The sequence below is a fragment of the Bilophila sp. T19-St14 genome (assembly GCF_059728385.1).
Genome location: NZ_BAAGFT010000001.1, coordinates 1,660,563 through 1,677,759, shown reverse-complemented (window position 1 = coordinate 1,677,759; position 17,197 = coordinate 1,660,563). Strand labels below are relative to the sequence as shown.

General features: G+C 60.2%; 14 protein-coding genes. 7 read left to right on the top strand and 7 right to left on the bottom strand.

Going from position 1 to position 17,197, the window contains the following annotated elements; genetic code table 11:
• Positions 1-367: 367 nt before the first annotated feature.
• The 6 genes from AC6I1V_RS07235 to AC6I1V_RS07210 form a co-directional block, all read right to left on the bottom strand.
• The gene (locus AC6I1V_RS07235) at positions 368-1,402 is read right to left on the bottom strand and encodes a DHH family phosphoesterase (protein ID WP_486854425.1); all 1,035 of its coding nucleotides are present in this window, start codon (positions 1,400-1,402) and stop codon (positions 368-370) included.
• On the bottom strand, positions 1,392-1,682 hold the full coding sequence (locus tag AC6I1V_RS07230) for a DUF503 domain-containing protein (RefSeq protein WP_005025051.1): 291 nt from the start codon (positions 1,680-1,682) through the stop codon (positions 1,392-1,394). The genes AC6I1V_RS07235 and AC6I1V_RS07230 overlap by 11 nt, the downstream gene beginning before the upstream one ends.
• Before the next feature lie 1,612 nt (positions 1,683-3,294).
• On the bottom strand, positions 3,295-6,387 hold the full coding sequence (gene infB, locus AC6I1V_RS07225; protein WP_486854836.1) for a translation initiation factor IF-2: 3,093 nt from the start codon (positions 6,385-6,387) through the stop codon (positions 3,295-3,297).
• A gap of 3 nt (positions 6,388-6,390) precedes the next feature.
• Positions 6,391-6,585, bottom strand: coding sequence for a YlxR family protein (locus tag AC6I1V_RS07220; protein ID WP_255344675.1), 195 nt, complete (start codon positions 6,583-6,585; stop codon positions 6,391-6,393).
• Between the two features lie 28 nt (positions 6,586-6,613).
• Positions 6,614-7,918, bottom strand: a complete 1,305-nt coding sequence (gene nusA, locus AC6I1V_RS07215; RefSeq protein ID WP_302551420.1) for a transcription termination factor NusA — start codon at positions 7,916-7,918, stop codon at positions 6,614-6,616.
• Complete coding sequence (locus tag AC6I1V_RS07210; RefSeq protein WP_486850091.1) at positions 7,915-8,535, bottom strand: LSm family protein; 621 nt, start codon at positions 8,533-8,535, stop codon at positions 7,915-7,917. The genes nusA and AC6I1V_RS07210 overlap by 4 nt, the downstream gene beginning before the upstream one ends.
• 295 nt (positions 8,536-8,830) lie before the next feature.
• On the opposite strand from AC6I1V_RS07210, the gene AC6I1V_RS07205 reads away from it, so the two are divergent.
• Positions 8,831-9,418 (top strand): DJ-1/PfpI family protein, encoded by a 588-nt coding sequence (locus AC6I1V_RS07205; RefSeq protein WP_486854835.1) that lies wholly within the window; start codon positions 8,831-8,833, stop codon positions 9,416-9,418.
• Positions 9,419-9,765: 347 nt separating this feature from the next.
• Here the strand turns inward: AC6I1V_RS07205 and AC6I1V_RS07200 are convergent, their stop codons facing one another.
• Positions 9,766-11,832 (bottom strand): elongation factor G, encoded by a 2,067-nt coding sequence (locus tag AC6I1V_RS07200; RefSeq protein ID WP_486853624.1) that lies wholly within the window; start codon positions 11,830-11,832, stop codon positions 9,766-9,768.
• A 381-nt stretch (positions 11,833-12,213) separates the two neighbouring features.
• Here AC6I1V_RS07200 and rsmA point away from each other — a divergent pair, with 381 nt between their 5' ends.
• The 6 genes from rsmA (at position 12,214) to AC6I1V_RS07170 (ending at position 17,095) form a co-directional block, all read left to right on the top strand.
• Positions 12,214-13,008, top strand: a complete 795-nt coding sequence (gene rsmA / locus AC6I1V_RS07195; protein WP_302551416.1) for a 16S rRNA (adenine(1518)-N(6)/adenine(1519)-N(6))-dimethyltransferase RsmA — start codon at positions 12,214-12,216, stop codon at positions 13,006-13,008.
• A gap of 193 nt (positions 13,009-13,201) precedes the next feature.
• Positions 13,202-13,477, top strand: a complete 276-nt coding sequence (locus AC6I1V_RS07190; protein ID WP_302551427.1) for an HU family DNA-binding protein — start codon at positions 13,202-13,204, stop codon at positions 13,475-13,477.
• 11 nt (positions 13,478-13,488) lie between these two features.
• Positions 13,489-13,695, top strand: a complete 207-nt coding sequence (locus AC6I1V_RS07185) for a hypothetical protein (protein ID WP_302551415.1) — start codon at positions 13,489-13,491, stop codon at positions 13,693-13,695.
• Positions 13,696-13,802: 107 nt separating this feature from the next.
• Complete coding sequence (gene rpsU, locus AC6I1V_RS07180; RefSeq protein ID WP_005025074.1) at positions 13,803-14,006, top strand: 30S ribosomal protein S21; 204 nt, start codon at positions 13,803-13,805, stop codon at positions 14,004-14,006.
• A gap of 255 nt (positions 14,007-14,261) precedes the next feature.
• Positions 14,262-14,705 carry a GatB/YqeY domain-containing protein gene (locus AC6I1V_RS07175; protein WP_302551414.1) on the top strand — a complete coding sequence of 148 codons (444 nt, stop codon included), beginning with the start codon at positions 14,262-14,264 and terminating at the stop codon, positions 14,703-14,705.
• A gap of 41 nt (positions 14,706-14,746) precedes the next feature.
• Complete coding sequence (locus AC6I1V_RS07170) at positions 14,747-17,095, top strand: endonuclease MutS2 (protein WP_486853625.1); 2,349 nt, start codon at positions 14,747-14,749, stop codon at positions 17,093-17,095.
• Positions 17,096-17,197: the final 102 nt, after the last annotated feature.

Here is a 17,197-nt window from a genome sequence, read left to right as displayed (position 1 = left end):
GTTATAGTATGTGGTTGCTCCATCTCCACAGGGCGGTGAAAAATACAGCCTTTTTTCCGGTTTTCCCCTTGGCGGGATCCACGGCTAAGGCATTTTGCCGAGTATCCCTTTGAAGTTTCAAGGAAAAAAGCATCAGCCATTTTCTATAACACAGCCTTTAATTTCCCATTGATGGGTCTATGGTTGGGGTATTTTATCGGGTCTTCCCTTGGAGTTTTGGGAAAGAAAGCATCAACCATTTTCTATGGCGCAGCCATCTTTTTGATAGATGAGTGGCGGTACATGCCGCACTGGAAGGGCTTGCCAGAGCAAGGTTCCTCTGCTTCCTCCTCTCTCTCTCTCTCTCTCTCTTATATATAGAGCCATTCTATTTTTCGCCCGCCCCAAACGTGATGTCCTGAATGGCTTGTATCGTCTGTCTGGTCACGGCGTCCATGTCGGCATCGTCGATGGTGGCTCCTGCGGCATTGAGATGCCCGCCGCCGCCGAAGAAGGCTGCTACGGAGCGCACGTCGTCGCTGCCGGACGAGCGGAGGCTCAGCTTGCAGCGGTTACCGGGGTCCTGCCGGATGAGCGCGGCGACGCGTACGCCCTTGATGCGGCGCATCTGTTCGGCAAAGCCCTCCAGATCCTCGCGCACGGCCCCGAAGGAGCCGATTTCCTCCATCGTGACGGGACAGACGGCTACCGTGCCGTCACATTCAAGGGAGAGGGTCTGCATGAGCTTGCCCCAGAGCTTCGTTTTGGGCATGGACCATTGGTTGTCGAGCTTTTCGCGTATGGCGGCGGCGTCAAGGCCGTTGGCGACGAGGCGGGCGGCAAGCGTGAAGACCGCCGCGCTGGTGTTGCCGTGCGTAAAGGAGCCCGTGTCTGAGACGAGGGAGAGGTAGACGCACTGGGCGAGTTCCCCGGTGAGGGGCACGCCGGCGGCGTCGGCGACGGCGGCCACCATCTGGCCCGTGGCGGCCATTCCGGGGTCTACCCAGTTCCCAAGGGAGGCGAACATGGGATTGCCGAGATGGTGGTCAATATTGACGGAAGGGTACTCTGGAAAGACCGCGAGCAGTTCCTTGCCCATGCGCCAGGCATCGCCGCAGTCCAGCACGATGATCAGGCCGGGCTTGAAGGGGATGGCGGAGGGTTTGGTAACGAGCTTTCCGGGTAGGGGAACCCACTCCAGATAGTCGGGGATGCCCGTGGCATTATAGAGTACGAACCGTTTGCCGAGCGCCTTGACCAAGGAGCCCATGGCTCCGGTGGAGCCGATGGCGTCCCCGTCGGGGCTGCCGTGCGCCACGATGACGATATTGTCGAATTGCTGGATGATCGCCGCCATTTCCTCAGCGGGCTGGATGATATGGGCCGTCTGCATGTCTTGTTCGTACACGGTGTCAATCCCCATTGATGAATTCCAAGTCACTGTAAACCATCTCTTCGGAACACACGGCCTCCATCATGGCGAGGCATTTGTCCATTCGCGACTGGAGGTGCTGCTCGCTGTTGCTCAGGGAAATGACCATCAGCCGGAGGCGCGTCAGGGAATCCTCCGTGCCGTATTCGGCGATGGCGACGTTGAACGTGTTGCGCACCTTTTGTTTGAGGCTGTTGGCGACACGGCGCTTTCCCTTGAGGGAATCGTTGCCGTGCAGGTGGTACTCGACGGTGAGGACTGCGATGACCATGATTCAATCCGTTGGTAAAATCGTTCTGCGCTGTCTTTCTGAAATAATGGAACCGCGCAGAAACGCAAGCCCTTTGAGGAGGTTTCTCATGGGGAAGATGGGCGGGGGAGGGGAGGAGGGGCCTTTCTGGAGAAAGCCCCCTCCTCCCCTCCCCCGAACCCCCACCCCTCCGCCCCCAAAGACTTTTGACCTTATCGAATCCCTATTCGCAGCTTTTTCTGGCTTGAGGAACGGAGGAATATTTTTTTGTATAATAACTGTTGGTTATTGGAATGCTTGTACAGGAAAGACATGGGGTATGGAAAAAACAGCTCTGTTATAGCATATAGTTGATATGTTTATTCAATATAATGATACTGTATTTTTCCTAAATTTATTGTTAGAAAAATTTATAGTTGAGGTTTTTATTGATTAGTTAGGTCAATCATAGCATTGTATTAAACAAAGTAATAGTATACTTATTTAGTTTATATGATTTTTTAAGAGATTTATTGGCAATTTCAAATAACGAAAAACTTTTCTTTAGTATGTATGAATTACATGAAATAGAATGCCAGTCTTCTGATACGAAAGAGCTATTGTTTACGGCTGTATTATAGCAAACAATTGAGTCTTTATTTTTGAGCTGTGGCAAAGAAAAGGGTTGATGCTTTTTCCTTGAAGTTCCAATGTGTTAACCGAAAAATGTCGTAACCTTGGATTCCGCCAAGGGGAAAATTGGATAAAAAGGCTGTATTTTCACCGTGCTATAGGGATAAAACAACCATATACTGAGACAGAGCCAAAATTTTACAATGTTATTAAAGTGTAAGACACGCTTGCTCCGGCATTGGACAGCACAAATAATGTGTGCTTATGTCTTCGCAACGATTGCCTGTTTCCCACAATCGAAGAGCATTTTCAACGTGAAAACGCTCTAAAATGGCAACGGCTAAAGCAATGCTGTCTTTGCAGCGCCGCAGGACGGAAGCGCGGTTTTACAGCAGGCGGGGCAATGGGGCTGAACTTAGATCAAAAGACAGTATTTTCCTGCATTGTAAAAAAGATACAATCACATCCTGCGGCAAAAACATTGTCCTTGTCCATTGAGCTTTTCAAGCGAAATATTCACTTTTGCAAGGAAAACCGTATTTCAACTCTCTGAAATCCGAAATAAATATTTTAGAAGGCTCTGTTATGGTATATGGTTATTTTATCTCCACAGCACACTGAAAATACAGCCTTTTTCTCCGGTTTTTCCCTTGGCGGGATCCACTGCTGAGGCATTTTTCCGGTTATCCCTTTAGAGTTTCAGGGAAAAAGCATCAACCATTTTCTATAACACAGCCTTTTAGAAAATCATCAAAAAGGAAAATCCCCCTTTCAAGCAGTAAAACGCCAACCGATTGCTATAATTCATCTCAGCTCTTCACTCTGCGAAGGCATACTAGCGCTGAATTGTCCATGCAAAGGAAGGGCGCCGATCGGCCCGTTGCTGAGAACGAAGCCGGAACCGACGCCCGGATAGGAAAGTCTTTGGAGAGGGAGAGGGGAGGTTTGGAGGGGGGAGGGAGAAGCCTTTCTTCAGAAAGGTTCTCCCTCCCCCCTCCAATTCATCTATTCCACACCACCACTACAGCGTAGCGGCTTCTTCGACCATTTCAAAGGCTTCGATAACGTCGCCGACCTTGATGTCGTTGAAGTTTTCGAGGCTGATGCCGCACTCGTAGCCTTTGAGGACTTCGCGGACGTCGTCCTTGAAGCGGCGGAGCGAGGCAATCCTGCCGTTGTGTACGACCACGCCGTCGCGGAGCAGGCGGATGCTGGCGCTGCGGGTGAGCTTGCCGTCGACGACATGGCTGCCCGCGATGGAGCCGACCTTGGGCACGGAGAAGACTTCGCGCACTTCGGCCTGACCGAGATACACCTCACGGCTGACGGGAGCGAGCAGGCCGGCCATGGCGCTCTTGATCTCGTCCACGAGCTTGTAAATGATGTCGTAGAAACGGATGTCCACGCTTTCGTGTTCGGCCATTTCCTTGACCTTCGCCGTGGGACGCACGTTGAACCCGATGATGATGGCGTCGGAAGCCGAAGCCAGCAGGATGTCGGATTCCGTGATCGCGCCGGTGCCGCCGTGGATGATGTTGATGCGCACCTTTTCCGTGCTCTGCTTGTTGAGCGCATCCACGATGGCTTCGAGGGAGCCCTGCACGTCGGACTTGACGACGAGGTTGAGCACGAGCGCTTCCTGATCGTCCGCCTTGCGGGACAGGAAGGTTTCGAGGGTCACACGGGACTGCTTGGCGAGTTCGCGTTCACGCAGCTTGACGGCGCGGCTTTCCGCAATGCGGCGGGCCAGCTTTTCGTCCTCAAGGCAGATGAACTCCTCACCGGCTTCCGGCACGCCCTCAAAGCCCTGCACTTCCACAGGGATGGACGGCCCGGCCTCTTTGACCTTGCGGCCCTGGTCGTTGAACATGGCGCGCACGCGGCCGCTGAATACGCCGCACACGAAGGTGTCGCCCTGATGGAGCGTACCTTCCTGAATAAGCACGGTCGCCACGGGGCCGCGGCCCTTGTCGAGCTTGGCTTCCACGATGTGCCCGCGGGCAGGCTTGTCCGGGTTGGCCTTGAGCTCAAGGATGTCGGCTTGGAGGGCCAGCATTTCAAGCATTTCGTCGAGGCCGTCGCGGGTCTTGGCGGAAACTTTGCAGACCACGGTATCCCCGCCCCATTCTTCGGGCACGAGGCCGAGGGAGGCAAGCTCCTGAAGCACGCGGTCAGGGTTGGCCGTGGGCTTGTCCATCTTGTTGACCGCAACCATGATCGGCACGCCGGCGGCGCGGGAGTGGTTCACGGCTTCGCGGGTCTGTTCCATGACGCCGTCGTCGGCGGCGACGACCAGCACCACAAGGTCGGTCACCTGCGCGCCGCGGGCACGCATGGCGGTGAACGCTTCGTGGCCGGGCGTATCGAGGAACACGATTTCGCCGCGCTTGGTCTTTACGTGGTACGCGCCGATGTGCTGGGTGATGCCGCCCGCTTCGCCGCTGGTCACGTTGGTCTTGCGGATGGCGTCGAGCAGTGAGGTTTTGCCGTGGTCGACATGGCCCATGATGGTCACGACCGGAGGACGGCGCTTGAGCTGTTCAGGCAAGTCCTCAATGCGGTGTTCCGCCAGATACTGTTCCTCGGCGAAGCCCACCTTTTCCACTTCATAGCCGAATTCGGCGGCTACGACGGAGGCCGTGTCGATGTCCAGCGCCTTGTTGATGGTCGCCATGATGCCGAGGTTGAACAGCACCTTGATGATTTCATTGGACTTCAGGCCCATCTGGTGAGCCATGTCCGCCACACGGATGGCTTCTTCGACGCGGATCTTGCGCTTAGCGGCCTTGATGGGCTGCGTAGCCTGAGACACGGGACGGCTGGTATTCTTGGGCCGCCTGCGTCCGCCTCTGCGCGGCATATCATCCATATCCTCGTCGCGGCGGCGCCCGGCGCCCATTGAATCCTGAAAATCAATAGTACGGCGGCTCTTGTTGTTGCGCTTCTTTTTGCTCTGGCCTTCCCGATCCGGGAGCGGCCCGCCGGGCGCGGCACCGGGAGCGAAGCCTCCGGGGGCTCCCCCACCGGCAGAGCGCTGGCCCTGATAGCCGGTACGGGCCGGGCGGTTGTCGTCGCGTCCCTGTCCGGGGCGCCCATCACGCGGCTGTCCGGGACGTCCGTCCCGTGCCTGCCCATCGCGTCCGGCGCCGCGGCTGTCGCGTCCGTCGGACGAGGCGGCCTGCTGCGTGCGGGCGGCGGCTACGGCTGCGGGATCGGGGCGGGAAATGACACGAACCTGCGGCGTGGCCGGTTCCTGGGGACGGCGCGGCTTGCGGCGGTCGCGGCGCTCGTCGTCTTCGCCTTCGGAGGAAGAGGAGGCATTGGAGCGGTTGCCTTCGGAAACCGGAGGCAGCAGCGAAGGCGCAGAAGAGCCTTCTGGCCGCGCGGAGGCGGCGGGCTGCGCCTTGCGGGGCTTTTCGGCTTCTTCAGCTTTCTTGGCTGCGGCAGCGGCGGCTTCGGCGGCAGCTTTCGCGGCAGCGGCGGCTGCTTCGGCGGCGGCTTTTGCAGCGGCCTCCTCGGCGGCTTTGGCGGCGGCGATGTCCTGAGGACGGCTGATCACCTTGGCGGCCGGGGTGGCTTCACGCAGCCCGGAACGCTTTTTCTGCCGGTTGTCGCGCGGCTGGCGCGGCTTCTGCTCGTCGGCCTTGTCCGCTTCGGCAGCCGGAGCGGGCTTTTCCCCGGCGGCTTCCTTCACAGGTTCCTGCACGGAAACTTTCGGAGCGGCCGGCGCTGCGGGCTCCGCAGACGGGGCCGGCGCGGCGGCCTGTGCCTCGGATGCGCCGGGCACGCTGACGATGCGGGCCGTGGGCGTCTGGCTTTCACGCGGGGCCCTGCGTTCCGCGCGGGGCGCCTCTTCGCCTTCAGCCGCGGCGTCCTCGGCGGACTTGCTGCGGCGGCGGACAATGACGCCGGACTGCACTTCGCGGCGGCCGCCCTGTTCGGATGCGGCGGAGTCTTTCAAATGGTTCTTCACGCGCTCGATGTCCTCCGCAGCAATGCTGCTGGAAGTGCTTTTCGCCGGAATATCCAGCTCACGCAACGCCTGCAAAAGATTCTTGGTCGGTACGCCAAGCTCCGTCGCAAGGTCTTTCACCTTGGTCTTGTCTTCAGTCATGCACTAATCTCCCTTACGCTTCCGCCCGCCTGTGCGGAACCGCCGGAATTTTTCCCGGCAGGCCGTTTCCGAGCATACATACCAGCCGCGTCCGGGCTGGGTTTGGCTCTCATCGACCAGAAATTCCCCCCCCTGCGGGGACAGAACGTGGCGCACGAGCTCCTGTTTGGGCATGCGCCTTCTGCATATGGCGCACATCCGGGTGGGCACATGCCCCCGGTCCATGCTATTCGCCTTCCCCGGCCGCCGTTTCGTCGGCCTTGTCCGCATCGGCACCGGCCTTGTCGGCCGATTCGCCCACTACGGGAGAGAGGAAGTTGATAGCCGCACGCAAATCGCCGATACGGCTGTCCGAGAGGCTGAGCTTTTCGGACAGTTCTTCATCGGTCGCATCCTGGAGCTGTTCCAGCGTGGTGAATCCGGCGCTCACGAGGCTGTCCACGGAGACTTCGGCCACACTGGCGACCTGCTCAAGCCCGCGGCCGATGGCGTTGGTTTCGTTGTAGCGGGTTTCAGTGAAAATATCGATTTTCCAGCCAAGCAGCTTGGCGGCGAGCTTGACGTTCTGCCCCTTGCGGCCGATGGCGCTGGTGAGCTGATCGTCAGGCACGGTGACTTCGAGGAGGTTTTCGGCCTCATCGACCACAATGCGGGAAATCACGGCCGGAGCCAGCGCGTTGCGGGCATAGGTCGAAATTTCGGGGCTCCAGACCACGATGTCGATACGTTCGCCGTGGAGTTCCTGCACGATGTTCTGGATGCGGGAACCGCGCACGCCCACGCAGGCGCCCACGGGATCGACGTCGCGTTCACGGGAAAGCACGGCGACTTTGGCGCGGCTGCCCGGATCGCGGGCGACGCCCATGATCTGCACGGTGCCGTCGTCGACTTCCGGCACCTCGCGGCGGAAGAGGGCGGCGGTGTAGTCGCGGTGCGAACGCGAAATGACGATCTGCGGGCCGCGGCCTTCCTTCTTGACCTCGATGATCAGGGCCTGCACGCGATCGCCGCGCTTGTAATGCTCGCGGGGGATCTGCTCTTCCTTGGGAAGGATGGCTTCCGTCCGGCCGAGGTTGATGATCCAGCCGCCCTTGTCGCGGCGCTGGATGATGCCGCTGCAGATTTCGCCCACGCGATCCTTGAACTCTTCATAGATGAGTTCCTGTTCGGCGTCGCGCATACGCTGGATGATCACCTGCTTGGCGGACTGGGCCGCGATGCGTCCGAGGTCGGTCACCTTGAGGGGGAAGCCGATTTCGTCGTCGATCTGTACGGAAGGATCGAGCTCGCGGGCCTTTTCGATGTCGATTTCGGTATCGGGATCGGCCACGTCGTCAACGACGATCTTGAACTGGTGGACTTGGATTTCCCCGGTGTCGTCGTTGTAGCTGACTTCGACGTCGATGTTCTCGCCGTACTTGCGGATAACGGAAGTGCGGACGGCGTCCTCAAGCGTATCCACGAGCATATCGCGATCGAGCCCTTTGTCTTTGCTGATCTGGTCGATGGCCTTTTTCAGTTCCAAATTCATGCAGCGCCTCCGCGTGTACCCTTGGAATCTTTGGAGTCTTTCTTGCCGCCGGGCTTCTTGCCCGGTTCGGGGAAGTGGTGGACGAGGGTCGCCTTGCGCACAAAAGGCCAGGCGATGGTGACTTCTTCAGGCTCTTCGGCCTTCCGGCGGGTGTCGGGCAGGCTGAGCGTGAATTCCTCGTCGGCGACGGCAACGAGGGCTCCGAAAAATTTCTTGCGCCCCGGCCATGTGTCGAGCGGTGCCGCAAGCACGACTTCCAGCTCGCGCCCTACGTAATTTCTCAACTGGTCGATTTTGAAGAAGGGGCGCTGGAGCCCCGGAGAGGAAATTTCGAGCGTCCAGTTGGTGGCGAAAGGGTCTTCCACATCGAGGGCGAGGCCCGCGAGCCGCGACAGTTCCGCACACTGATCGATGGTGACGCCCTGTGGGAGCAGTCCCGCTTCGCCGGGGGCCCCATCGGAAGGGGCGGGTTCAGCGCCGGGAAGGACGTCGACATAGATCCGGGCGATGGGGCGGGCGGCGCCGCCCAGCTCAACGCCCCAGACAGCCAGCCCAAGGGAGGCCGCCAGAGGGGTGACCAGTTCGGTGATGAATTCGATTCTATCGGGATGACTCATGCGTCTTGATGTTCTCCGTATTGCCCCGTTCTCAGGGAGAAAAAGGGGCTCGGCATAAAAAAAAGGGGGCCGTCTCAGGCCACCCCAGTAGGGCCGCTCTGCGGCGGCCAGACAGGATGAGAAGAAAAAGTCGCCTTTTTCTTCCGCAGGAATCCAAATAGCCCCTCTTTTTTCCGCTGTCAAGCAAAATCGGTATTTATCCTTGCGCACCGGGGATTTTGGATGCTTTATCCTTGCGTGTTCGCGTATCCCCGATGTAGAATCGGTTATAAACCCGAATCAAGGAGCAAGCGATATGGCAAAAAAGAAAATATTGATGTTGGCTGGTGACTTTGTTGAGGATTACGAGATCATGGTTCCGTATCAGATGCTTTTGATGGTGGGCCACGATGTCGATGTGGTCAGCCCCGGCAAGAAGCCGGGCGACGTGATCGCCACAGCCGTGCATGATTTTGAGGGGTATCAGACCTATACGGAAAAACGTGGCCACAATTTCCAGATCAACGCCGATTTTGACGCTGTGGATTGCGCCGCCTATGACGGGCTCGTCGTGCCCGGCGGCCGTTCTCCCGAATATCTGCGCCTGAACCCGCGCGTCATCGAGATCATCCGTGAGATGGACACGGCGAAGAAGCCCATTGCGGCGATTTGCCACGGCCAGCAGATGCTGGTTTCCGCCGGTATCCTCAAGGGGCGCTCCTGCACGGCCTATCCTGCCGTGAAGCCCGACGTGGTGGACGCCGGGGGCGTCTGGTGCGAGCCCAACGCGACCGCCAGCAACGCCTTTGTTGACGGGAACCTTGTTACCGGCCCGGCGTGGCCCGCGCATCCTGAGTGGATGTCCTTGTATCTCAAGCTCCTCGGCACGAAGATCGAGGCGTAGGGGGTAGGGAAAGGTGAAAAGGTGAATTGGAGGGGGGCGGGAGAACCTTTCTGAAGAAAGGCTTCTCCCGCCCCCCTCCAAACCTCCCCCCACCCTCTCCAAAGACTTTCGCGTTTATTGAATCCCTGTCCGCAGCATTCCCTTTTATCTTAAGAAGATAACGCCGCCGTTTCACCGGTTTTCTCAAGCGGGATACGGCTGACGGCATCGGTGCCAAAGAAGGGCGGTTCCGTGTCCGGCGCAAGCCGGATGCGGAACCGCCCTTCTTTGGCCTTGAGGGGGGCTGGGGGGAATCATTCCCCCCAGCGGGGTCAAGGGGCAGAGCCCCTTGCCGCCGGAGGCATTCCCTATTCTTCGCCCTTCGTTTTCTGATACTCGGCGATGACCTTGTCGACGATGGGCTGCGGGGCTTCTTCGTAGTGGTCAAACTCCATCGTGAAAACGCCCTGACCGCCTGTGATGGAGCGAAGCTCCGGCGCGTAGCGGAGCACTTCGCTCATGGGGATGTGGGCCTTGATTTCCGTGATGCCGACCTGAGAGTCGGAACCGAGCACCTTGCCGCGGCGCGAGGAGAGGTCGCCGATGACGTCGCCCATGTACTCGTCCGGCACGGAAACGCAGAGCAGCACGATGGGTTCGAGCAGGATGGGCTTCAGGGATTCAAGGGCCTTTTTGAAGGCCAAGGAACCGGCCACCTTGAAGGCCATTTCCGAGGAGTCGACCGTGTGGTAGCTGCCGTCATAGAGGCGAACCTTGAAGTCGACGACCGGGCACCCGGCGATGAAGCCGCGGGCCGCGCTTTCCTGAATCCCCTTGTCAATGGCGGGGATGTAGTTGCGCGGGATGGCGCCGCCGACAATGGCGTCCTCGAACACGTAGCCGGAACCGCGCGGCAGCCCTTCCATTTCGATCCAGCAGTCACCGAACTGCCCGCGCCCGCCGCTCTGCTTCTTGTGGCGGCCCTGCACCTGCACCTTGCCGCGAACGGTTTCACGGTAGGGAACCTTGGGCGTCTTGAGCAGGATTTCCACTTTGTAGCGGCGCTTGGCGCGCTCAACGGCGGTTTCGATGTGGAGCTGGCCCATGCCCGAAAGCAGGATGTCGCCGGATTCTTCGTCACGGCTCAGCTTCAAGGTCACATCCTCATCCAGCAGCTTCTGGACGGCGGCGTACACCTTGTCTTCGTCGCCCTTTTCCTTCGGCGCGAGGGCGAAGGTGATGAGCTGCGGGGCGAGCTGCGGCATGGCGACCGCAAAGGGGGCCTTGTCGTCGCTGAGCGTGTCCCCTGTACGGGTATTTTTCAGCTTGCCCACCGCGATGATTGCGCCGGGGCCGAGAACGTCCTTGCAGGGCGTCTGCGCTTTGCCGTCAAGATAGAGGAGGGTGCCGAGGCGTTCGGGTTCCTCGGTACGCATGTTTTTGAGCGTGGAATCGGAGCTGATGGTGCCGGAGATCACGCGCACCATGTTGAGCTGGCCGGAGAACGGGTCGGCAATGGTCTTGAAGACGAGGCCGCAAGCCGGGCCTTCGTCGCTGGAAATGCGTTCGTTGCCCTCGGCGTCGAGGAAGGCCGGGCGTTCGAGCGGCGAGGGGAAGAGGCGGGCGATGGCGTCGAGCAGTTCGCGCCCGCCCTTGTTTTCGAGGGAGGAACCCACCACGACCGGGGTCAGGGCCGCGTTGAGCACGCCCCTGCGCAGGCCGGCGGCGAGGTCTTCCGCGGAAAGGGAGCCTTCCTCAAGGTATTTTTCCATCAGCTCTTCGTCGGATTCGGCGATGTTCTCAACGGTGGTGTCGTGCAGGAGGGCCGCTTCGTCCGCGAGGGCTTCGGGGATGAGGGCCTCGGTCACGGCGCCGTTTTCGCCGAACATGAGGGCCTTGCCGCCAAGGATGTCCACGATGCCGGTAAAGGCGTCGCCATCCACGATGGGCATGTACAGGGTGACGGGCTTCATGCCGAGCACGGCGGAAAGGCCGTTGAAGGCCATGTCGAAGTCGGCGCGGTCGCGATCCATTTTATTGATGAACACGAGGGACGGCAGTCCGGCTTCGCGCACGGCGTTCCAGATGCGGCGGGTAAGGGGGCGCACGCCGTCGACGGCATCGATGACGAGGACGGTCGCGTCGACGCCCATCAGCAGGTAGGGAAGGTCACCGGTAAAGTTGGTGTCGCCGGGGACGTCCATGAGGAAGTGGCGATCCTTGTTCCAGAGGAAAGTGGCGAATCCGGGCTGGATGGAGCCGCGGCGCTTGATTTCTTCCGGTTCGTAATCAAGAGTGGTCGTGCCTTCTTCAATGGCTCCCAGACGGTTGATGACGCCGCTCTGGAAGAGCAGCATTTCCGCCAGTGAGGTTTTTCCGCAGCCGCCTGTACCGATCAGGGCGTAGGTTCGCTGGCTATCCAAGGCTTTGGACATAGTCCTCTCCTGCTTCTATGGGTGTTACCAGTCCCTTCCGGGTCGCCCCGGAGGGAGTGCCGTTTATGTTCCCCGCGCAGCGGGGCGCGGGAAAAAGGATCTCTGTGAGGCCCCGCGCACGGCGGGCCCGCTTTCGATCTGTTCTTACCGTTTGTCATAGGGAGTAGTCTCCATAGATGTCAAGGGGGTCTTTTCCCCCGCGTGGTTGCTGCGTTTTTTCCGGGCTGCGGAACCGGGGCGCGGCGCTTGTGTCTTTTTGTGCAAAGAGAGGGAAGGATCCGCGGGGTTACCCCCGCACATCATTGACAGCCGGGGTGAAAAGGGTAGTATTTCGGCTCCAATGGGAAAACGCCTTTTTCCCTGAACCGTGTGGGGGATGTTTTGACTGCTGCACCTCGCGCCAAGAAGAGCCTTGGCCAACATTTTTTGAAAGACGCCAAAACCTCGGCCCGCATCGTGGATCTGCTGCGGATCGGGCCGGAGGATCGGGTGTTGGAGATCGGCCCCGGCCCGGGGGCCATCACCGGCATCATCCACGAACGGGGCCCCGCCGAGTTCCGCCTCATCGAAAAGGACAGCTATTGGGCGGCCCATCATGCCGGGCTGGAGCGCCCCGCCCCCGCCGTGCAGGTGCTCAACGCCGACGCGCTGGCCTTCCCCTGGGAGTCGCTGGAAGGCCCGTGGAAAATCATCAGCAACCTGCCTTATAATGTCGGTTCGCCGCTCATGTGGGATATAGTGTCCCGGACGCCGGAGCTGACGCGGGCGGTGTTCATGGTGCAGAAGGAAGTGGCCGAACGGCTGTACGCCAAGCCGGGAACCAAGGACTACGGCGCGCTTTCCGTCTGGATCCAGAGCTATGTCCGGGTCGAGTGGGGGTTTGTGGTCGGGCCCGGTGCGTTCAATCCGCCCCCGAAGGTGGATTCCGCCGTGGTCACCTTCATCCCTTTGCCGAGGGAACGGCATCCCGCGGACCCGAAGGCCCTTTCCTCCGTATTGAAGCTCTGTTTCCAACTGCGGCGCAAGCAGTTGCAGTCGATCCTCCGGCGTGCGGGCAGGGACGGCACCGCCGCCGCGCTCGAACGGCTGGGGATCGCCCCGGAAGCGCGCCCTGAGACGCTCACGCCGGAACAGTTTCAGCAGCTTGCCGGGATTTTTGGAAGTTCGGGGAGTTGACTTCCCCGAAAAAACATGATTGACCAAAAGAACGGCTGATCCAAGTTTTGCCCCAATAAATGCCCCATGATCAGAGGGCGTTGTGCCGGATAAAAGGTGCTGCTCTGTGATGGCGGGCGCGATTGCGGAGCGGGTCGTGGTGGTGTATCATGCCCCGTCGACCGCAGTCCGAAACGAGCACAAGGAGTCGATGATGACCAAGGCAGATCTCGTCGCGCAGATTGCGGCCCGGGCCAACATGACCAAAGCGGCCGCGGAACGTTCCCTCAATGCCATGCTGGAATCCGTTCAGGAAATGCTGGCGGAAGACGGCAAGCTCACCTTGACCGGCTTCGGCACGTTCGCGGCGGAAACGCGTCAGGAACGCCAGGGACGTAACCCCCGTACCGGCGAAGTCATCACCATCGCGGCCTCCAAGGTGGTGCGGTTCCGTCCCGGAAAGATGCTCAAGGATGCGCTAAACAAGTAAGGAGAAAGCAGATGTTGCACGGCGAAACGATCCACAGCCCCCTTCCTCAGGACATTCCGTGGTGGTCCCCCGATTTCGCGGTCTTCTTCGGGGTGCTCTACCTCGTGCTGTTCGTGATCGGCACCGGCGTGGGCTATGTGATCCTGCGTTCGGTCTGGGAGACCTGCCGGGGCGGCTGCGGCTGCCACGGCGAGGAGCACCCGGCGGAAAGTCATTAGGGCTTGCCTTTTTTTGAAAAGTCGTCTATCTTCCTCTTTCTGTCTTCAGGCCGGGTGTTTTTGTCGCCCTCCTTGGAGAGTATTACGCAAAGAGGGGGTGATGACCAATGCCCGGAGTCTTTCTGAACGAAGACGATTACAACTTCGATATCGCTCTGCGCCGCTTCAAGAAGCAGGTGGAAAAGGCTGGCATTTTGTCTGAAATGAAGAAGCGCCAGCACTTTGAAAAGCCGAGCGTCATGCGCAAGAAGAAAAAGGCCGCCGCCCGCAAGCGTCTGCTGAAGAAAATGCGTAAGATGAACGCCGCCTAGTCCCTTCCGTTTCTTCATCCTCCCGGATGCGGAAACGGAAAGGCAAGGGGTTTGGAACGCTCCATCGTTTTGACGGGAGTGCATCCCGTCCTTTTTGGCGGGGCTCCTCCCGTAGACGAGCGGAGCGTTTCCGTGTTTGTCCCCGTTTGCCTTTCCGGCGCCGGGACGGGCGATCTCATAGGCGATAGAGGTGGATACACGGGAAGTCCTTTCGGCTTTCCGTGTTTTTTCAATCATCATCTTCGGGGAATTGTCATGTCTCTGACAACGCGTATCGAGCAGGACTACATTGCCGCCTACAAGGCCAAGGATGGCCTGCGGTTGGGCGTGCTGCGCCTTTTGAAGACGGCGGCGAAGAACCTGCAGGTGGAACTCATGCGGCCCGTCACCGACGAAGAGCTTGCCTCCGTCGTCCAGAAGCAGGCCAAACAGCGTCAGGACTCCATCGAGCAGTTCACCGCGGCCAACCGGCCCGATCTCGCCGAGAAGGAAGCCGCCGAACTTTCCATTTTGAAGGATTACCTCCCCGAGCCGCTTTCCGAGGAAGAACTGGCCGCCGCCATTGATGCCGCCATCGCCGCGCTTGGCGTGACCAATATGTCCGGCATGGGCAAGGTCATCCAGTCCGTGATGGGCGATTATAAAGGCCGTGTGGACGGCAAGGCCGTCAGCTCCGCGGTCAAGGCGCGCCTGAGCTAGCCCCCCGCGCGGGACGCCGCGCCGGGAGGAAGTGAGTTTGCATGGATAGCCGTACGATAAAGGCTCTCGAATTCGGCAAGGTGCTGGAGCATCTTGCCGGCTTGTGCGTGTCCGAGGCAGGCCGCAGGGTCAGCCTCGGCCTTTTCCCGTTGCGCGATGTGGACGCCGTCAACGCCGCGCATACTCTGTTCGACGAAGTGCGCACATGGTCTGCGCACAGCGGGTTCCGCCTGTCCGATTTCCCGGATCTTGAGGGGCTTTTCCCCCATCTGGAAAAGGCCGCGGCGTCCCCGTCCTCCGCGCCGCTCGACGCCGACGCGCTGTGGGCGCTCCGCGAAACCCTGCTCCAGGGCCGCAAGGCCGCTCAGTCCATCAATGAAAACGGTGCCATGTGGCCTTCATTGCGGGATCTCGTGGCCTCCATGCCCTTGCCGGAGATGACCCTTTCGGCCCTGTCCCGCTGCCTTGGCGACGACGGGCTCATCAAGGATGAAAGCTCCCCCGAACTGATGTTCGTGCGCGGCGAACTGCGCCGCCTGCACCTCATGTGCCTGCGTAAGGTCAAGGATTTCGCGATCCAGTACAACATCGCCCAGTACCTTCAGGATGATTACATGACGCTGGCCTCGGATCGTTACGTCCTGCCGCTCAAGTCGAATTTCAAGGGCCGCATTCAGGGCATCATCCACGATTACTCCAATACCGGCGAAACCTGCTATTTCGAGCCGCTGTTCCTCGTGGAGCAGAACAACCGCCTGCAGGAGCTCAAGCGCGAGGAACGGGAGGAAGAGCGCAAGGTGCTGCGCTACCTTACGGACATCGTGCAGAACGAATTGCCGTTCATCCGTTCGGCGTGGGAGCTGCTGGTCCGGCTGGACGTGGAGCTTGCCAAATGCGGGCTGGCGGCCTTGTTCGACGGCGCGTGCGCCACGATCAGCCCCGACGGGGAAAACGCGCCCTTGTCCCTGCTCGGCGCGCGCCACCCGCTTCTTGCGCTCGATCCGCAGCTCCGCAGGCGGGGCGGCCCGCATCCGGTAGACCTCATTTTCCGGCCTGCGGATCGCGCGCTCGTCATCAGCGGCGGCAACGCGGGCGGCAAGACCGTATGCCTCAAGACGTTCGGCCTGCTGGCGGTCATGACGCTCGCCGGGCTGCCTGTCCCGGCGGCGAAGGGTTCCGTCATCCCGTGGTGGACGTCCATCCACGCATTCATCGGCGACGAGCAGAGCCTTGACGATCACCTTTCCACGTTTACGGCGCAGATCCGGCATCTCGGCAATGCATGGGAAGCCACGGATCACCGTACGCTCATCCTGCTCGACGAGTTCGGTGCCGGTACCGATCCCGCGCAGGGGGCGGCGCTGGCTCAGGCCGTACTCGACGGCCTCCTCGAACGCGGGGCGCATGTGGTGGCCGCAACGCATTTCCCGGCCCTGAAAACCTACGCGCTGACCCGTGAGGGCGTGCGCGCCGCTTCGGTGCTGTTCGATCCGGGCACGAAAAAGCCGCTGTTCCGGCTGGCCTACGATCAGGTCGGCGCGAGCCAGGCGCTGGACGTGGCCCGCGAGCACGGGCTTCCCGAATCGGTGTTGCGCCGTGCGGAACACTATTTGTTGCTGGACGGTCAGGATATGACGGCGGTGATGGATCGCCTGAACGCTTTGGCCGCCAAGCGCGAAGGCGAGCTTGATGCGCTCAAGGCCGAGCAGCAGCGCACCCGTGAAAAACGCAAAGCCGTACAGGAGCGTTTCGAGCGTGAGCGTGAACGCCTCATCAAAGAGGTGCGCGAGCTGTCCGCCAAGGTCATGAAGGACTGGCAGGAAGGCAAGGCCGGGCATAAGCAGGCCCTCAAGGAACTTGCCAAGGTTCGCGCCGAACTGCACGTTTCGCCGGAACAGGAAGAGGCGGCCCCGGCATTCTGCATTGCGGATCTCAAGCCGGGCCAGCATGTGACGCACCGCCCCTGGAACAAGAAGGCCGTGGTGCGCGAAGTCGATGCTCGGCAGAACCGGGTCAAGCTGGATATGAACGGCGTGACCCTGTGGGCCGATGCCGCGATGCTTGGGCCAGCCGATGAGCCGCAGCAATCGGCTAAGCCGAAGTCCGGCGTGCTGGTGCGGACGGCTGCCGGAGGCAATCCCGAAATGTCCCTGCTCCGGCTGGATCTGCGCGGCAAGCGGGCGGATCAGGCCATCAGCGAATTGTCGCAGTACCTCGACCGGGCGCTTTTATCCGGGCGCGAGGGTGTGGAGATCGTCCACGGCCGCGGTACGGGGGCGCTGCGCAAGGAAGTGCACGCGTTCTTGAAGACGTTTCCCGGCATCGCCTCGTTCGCGCTGGCCCCGGAGGATCAGGGGGGTGACGGCGTGACGGTTGTTACTTTCAAGTAATGTAAGGGGAGGCCCGCCTTCCCAAGCGCTTTTCTCTCCTGAAAACTTTATAAGGAGAGGAAAGGGTTTGACTGCGGCGGATCCTGCTTTATATGAGAAAGA

Coding starts and splice junctions, on each gene's coding strand:
- AC6I1V_RS07230 (WP_005025051.1), bottom strand. CDS start 1,682: ATGGTCATCGCAGTCCTCACCGTCGAGTACCACCTGCACGGCAACGAT.
- AC6I1V_RS07235 (WP_486854425.1), bottom strand. CDS start 1,402: ATGGGGATTGACACCGTGTACGAACAAGACATGCAGACGGCCCATATC.
- AC6I1V_RS07170 (WP_486853625.1), top strand. CDS start 14,747: ATGGATAGCCGTACGATAAAGGCTCTCGAATTCGGCAAGGTGCTGGAG.
- infB (WP_486854836.1), bottom strand. CDS start 6,387: ATGACTGAAGACAAGACCAAGGTGAAAGACCTTGCGACGGAGCTTGGC.
- AC6I1V_RS07175 (WP_302551414.1), top strand. CDS start 14,262: ATGTCTCTGACAACGCGTATCGAGCAGGACTACATTGCCGCCTACAAG.
- nusA (WP_302551420.1), bottom strand. CDS start 7,918: ATGAATTTGGAACTGAAAAAGGCCATCGACCAGATCAGCAAAGACAAA.
- AC6I1V_RS07185 (WP_302551415.1), top strand. CDS start 13,489: ATGTTGCACGGCGAAACGATCCACAGCCCCCTTCCTCAGGACATTCCG.
- rpsU (WP_005025074.1), top strand. CDS start 13,803: ATGCCCGGAGTCTTTCTGAACGAAGACGATTACAACTTCGATATCGCT.
- AC6I1V_RS07220 (WP_255344675.1), bottom strand. CDS start 6,585: ATGTGCGCCATATGCAGAAGGCGCATGCCCAAACAGGAGCTCGTGCGC.
- AC6I1V_RS07205 (WP_486854835.1), top strand. CDS start 8,831: ATGGCAAAAAAGAAAATATTGATGTTGGCTGGTGACTTTGTTGAGGAT.
- AC6I1V_RS07210 (WP_486850091.1), bottom strand. CDS start 8,535: ATGAGTCATCCCGATAGAATCGAATTCATCACCGAACTGGTCACCCCT.
- AC6I1V_RS07200 (WP_486853624.1), bottom strand. CDS start 11,832: ATGTCCAAAGCCTTGGATAGCCAGCGAACCTACGCCCTGATCGGTACA.
- AC6I1V_RS07190 (WP_302551427.1), top strand. CDS start 13,202: ATGACCAAGGCAGATCTCGTCGCGCAGATTGCGGCCCGGGCCAACATG.